At 70.0% G+C, this 3,863-nt stretch carries 3 protein-coding genes and 1 pseudogene; 2 read left to right on the top strand and 2 right to left on the bottom strand.

Annotated features, from left to right (window positions below):
* Nucleotides 1-241: pseudogene (locus ACQKIP_RS42235) on the bottom strand (steroid 3-ketoacyl-CoA thiolase); the annotation flags it as partial.
* A gap of 291 nt (nt 242-532) precedes the next feature.
* On the opposite strand from ACQKIP_RS42235, the gene ACQKIP_RS42230 reads away from it, so the two are divergent.
* Together ACQKIP_RS42230 and ACQKIP_RS42225 are read left to right on the top strand one after the other, a co-directional pair.
* The gene (locus ACQKIP_RS42230) at nt 533-1,777 is read left to right on the top strand and encodes a cytochrome P450 (protein WP_365852337.1); all 1,245 of its coding nucleotides are present in this window, start codon (nt 533-535) and stop codon (nt 1,775-1,777) included.
* 207 nt (nt 1,778-1,984) lie between these two features.
* Nucleotides 1,985-3,607, top strand: coding sequence for a hypothetical protein (locus tag ACQKIP_RS42225; protein ID WP_365852335.1), 1,623 nt, complete (start codon nt 1,985-1,987; stop codon nt 3,605-3,607).
* On the opposite strand, the gene ACQKIP_RS42220 is transcribed toward ACQKIP_RS42225, so the two are convergent.
* The coding region (locus ACQKIP_RS42220) for a phosphatase PAP2 family protein (protein ID WP_427745430.1) at nt 3,561-3,863 on the bottom strand (303 nt) is incomplete at its 5' end. The genes ACQKIP_RS42225 and ACQKIP_RS42220 overlap by 47 nt on opposite strands.

The raw sequence follows: 3,863 nt of genomic DNA, 5'->3' as shown, positions 1-3,863 counted from the left end.
GCTCGTACGGAAGGCCCATCGTGAGCCAGGCCGTGCGCGCCGGATTCATGGACTGTTCCCCGGCGTGGGTCACGGTGCCGCCGACGATCTGCTCGACGCAGTCGGCGTGGATGCCCGTACGGCCCAGGAGTTCCCGGTAGGTCTCGCCGAGCAGATAGGCGGGGTGGAGATTGGCGAGCGCGCCGCCGCGCTTACCGATGGGGGTGCGTACGGCTTCGACGATGACAGGTTCCGCGGCCATGGGCGTCCTCTCCATCCACATCCCCCGGGGGTGTCCCGGCACTCCCGGGGAGAACTAGTACGCGTTCTAGTTCTGCATGCAGTCTGCTGAGCCGGGGCCCGGCACCGCAAGGGGCTTGCACGCACCTTGCGCAGTACCTGCACGAAAGCGGGCCCGTCGCGGGCCTTGCCTCTTGTAGAACCCGTTACTACCTTGCGGGGCATCTCCTGATGGACCGTCAGAATCACCACCCGGCTCAACACCGCCCCAGCACACGACTCAGAACCCGGAACTGAACTCCTGGAGTTGCCGATGCCCTGTCCAGCGCTGCCCGACGGGTTCGACTTCACCGACCCCGACCTGCTCCAAGCGCGCGTACCGCTCCCGGAGTTCGCCGAGCTGCGGCAGACGGAACCGGTGCGCTGGATCGCCCAGCCGCCGCGCATCTCCGGCTTCGACGACGCGGGCTACTGGGCCGTCACACGGCACGAGGACGTCAAATACGTCTCCACGCACCCCGAGTTGTTCTCCTCGAACCTCAACACCGCCATCATCCGCTTCAACGAGACGATCAGCCGGGACCAGATCGAGGTCCAGAAGATGATCATGCTCAACATGGACCCGCCCGAGCACACCCGGGTCCGCCAGATCGTGCAGCGCGGCTTCACGCCCCGTGCCATCCGGTCGCTCGAAGACGCCCTGCGCGAGCGCGCGGGCTCCATCGTCGAGACGGCGCTTGCGAACGCCGCCGCCGACGGCTCCTTCGACTTCGTCACGAACGTGGCCGTGGAACTTCCCCTCCAGGCCATCGCCGAGCTCATCGGCGTACCGCAGGACGACCGGACGAAAATCTTCGACTGGTCCAACAAGATGGCCGCCTACGACGATCCCGAGTACGCGATCACCGAGGAGGTCGGCGCCGAGGCGGCCATGGAGATCGTGTCGTACGCGATGAACCTCGCCGCCGCCCGCAAGGAGTGCCCGGCCAAGGACATCGTCAGCCAGCTGGTGGCCGCCGAGGACGAAGGCAACCTCTCCTCCGACGAGTTCGGCTTCTTCGTCATCCTGCTCGCCGTGGCCGGCAACGAGACGACCCGCAACGCCATCACCCACGGCATGCACGCCTTCCTCACCCACCCCGAGCAGTGGGAGCTCTTCAAGCGCGAGCGCCCCGAGACCACCGCCGAGGAGATCGTGCGCTGGGCGACCCCCGTCGTCTCCTTCCAGCGCACCGCGACGCAGGACACCGAGCTCGGAGACGTGACGATCAAGAAGGGCGACCGCGTCGGGGTCTTCTACTCGTCGGCCAACAACGACCCCGAAGTCTTCGACGAGCCGGAGAAGTTCGACATCACCCGCGACCCGAACCCGCACCTGGGGTTCGGCGGCGGCGGCCCGCACTTCTGCCTCGGCAAGTCGCTCGCGGTCCTGGAGATCAACCTCATCTTCAACGCGATCGCGGACGCCCTGCCCGATCTGCGGCTGGTCTCCGACCCCCGCAGGCTCCGCTCGGCCTGGCTGAACGGCGTCAAAGAACTGCAGGTCAGCACGGGCTGACCTGCTGCCGGGGAGGCAGGGGCCACTCACCCCTGCGCCGCGCCCCTGCCCTTCCCCGGCCCCCGACCGCACATGGCCGCCGTCCGCGTGGCCGCCATCCAGGTGGCATATCCGGCCAGGTATGGTCCGGAGCCAACGTTTCCGTTGCGTAACGCGTCTTGAGAAGTAAACGTTGCCTCTCCAAGACTTCGAACGGAAACGGTTGCCGTGGTCTTCGCAGGTCTCCCCCTCGCACCATCGGGCAGCACGCCGTCGGACCGGAAGACCTCCCTCCGCGCCTTCTGCCGACGCCACCGGATCCCGCTCGTCGCCACCCTGCCCACCCTGCCCCTGTACGCGGTATGGGCGGCGTTCCTGGCCACCGGCGGCGGCGATCTGGCCGCGCAGGAGGCCTGGGCGCGCTTCGCGTCCGAGCACGGGGCATCCGCGTACGGCCTGTTCTGGTACGGCGGCATGCACACCGCCAACTACAGCCTGATCTCGCCCTACTTGATGGCCGCCCTGGGCGTGAAGACGGTGACGGTCCTTTCGGGTGTGGCCGGTGCCTGGCTGGTCGCGGCCCTCGTCGAGCGCACCGGGATACGGCGCCCGCTGTGGCCCGCGGTGCTCGCCTCGCTCGCCGTGTGGTGCAACGTCGCGTCGGGGCGGACCACGTTCGCGCTCGGCATCGCCTTCGGGTTCGCCGCGTGCCTGGTCCTCGTGCGGGAGCGGCGCATCGGGGCCGCCGTGGTGTGCGCGGCCCTCGCCACGATGTCCAGTCCGGTGGCGGGGCTCTTCCTCGTGGTGGCGGGCGCCGCCTATTTCCTCGTACGGGACTGGGGGCGGGCCGCGGCTCTCGTCGTGCCGCCGGTGGTGGTCGTGGGGGCGACGACCGTGCTCTTCCCCTTCAACGGCGAACAGTTGATGCCGTTCGACCGGATCTTCCCGCCGGTCCTCTTCAGCCTCGCGCTCATCGTGGCGGCGCCGCGCGAGTGGCGGGTACTGCGTTGGGGGGCCGGGGTGTACGCGGCGGGGACGGTCCTCACCTATCTCATCCCGTCCCCGATCGGCACGAACGTGGAGCGCCTGGCCGAGCTCCTCGCGCCCACCGCGCTGCTCGGCGCACTCCTGATGCCCGCGCTGACCCGCGCTCGCCGCATCGTGCTCATCGTCGCGCTCGTCCTCTCCTCGGCCTGGGTGGGCCAGAAGACGGCGGACGATCTGACGGTGTCGACGACCGTGCCGGAGTGGGCCGCGGACACGCAGGGCGTGGTGGAGGAGCTGGAGCGGCTCGGCGCCGACCGGGGGCGCGTCGAGGTGGTCCCGGCCCGCAATCACCGCGAGGCGACGGCCCTTGCCCCGTACGTGAACATGGCGCGCGGCTGGAACCGGCAGCTCGACATCGAGCGCGGCCGTCTCTTCTACGACGGGACCTTCTCGGCCGCCACCTACCGGGCCTGGCTGGACAAGTGGGCGGTCGGCTATGTGGTGCTCCCGTCGGGCAAGCCGGACGGCTTCGCCGAGGACGAGGCCGCCCTCGTCGCCGGCGGGCCCGCGTGGCTGGAGCCGGTGTGGCGGGACGCGCACTGGCGGGTGTTCCGGGTGAAGGACGCGGTGCCGATGGTGTCGGAGCCCGCGTCCGTGGTCCGCTCCACCGGGTCGACCATGGTGGTCCGCGTCCCCACCCGCGAGCCGGTGACGCTGCGCCTGGTCTACTCGCCGTGGCTCCGGGCGGAGGGGGCCTGCCTGACGCGGCAGGGCGACTTCACCCGGCTCACGGTGTCCGCGCCGGGGACGTACGAGATCAGCTCGGGGTACGGCCCCTCGCCGGGTCCTTCGACATGTCGATGACCGGCTTCTCCCCGGACGGTTCGACGACCGGCTCGGCTCCCGTGACCGGCTCGGCGCCCGTGGCCACCTTCAGAGTCCTGCCGACGCGGGGCCCTGCCAGGAGGTAGCCGAGGCCGAAGCCCGCGCCGACCACGGCGGCGCCGCCCACGGCGTCCAGGATCCAGTGGTTTCCGGTGGCGACGATCGCGGAGACCGTGAACAGCGGGTGCAGCAGGCCGAGCGCCTTCATCCACCACTTCGGGGCGAGGACCAGGAT

The sequence above is a fragment of the Streptomyces sp. NPDC059900 genome (assembly GCF_050270335.1).
In the GTDB taxonomy this organism is placed as follows: domain Bacteria; phylum Actinomycetota; class Actinomycetes; order Streptomycetales; family Streptomycetaceae; genus Streptomyces.
Note: the sequence above shows the minus strand (reverse complement) of the source record. Positions and strands in the feature narration are given on the sequence as shown.

What these genes read in the sequence shown, in the direction of transcription:
- ACQKIP_RS42230 (WP_365852337.1), top strand. Translation starts at nt 533, where the DNA reads ATGCCCTGTCCAGCGCTGCCCGACGGGTTCGACTTCACCGACCCCGAC.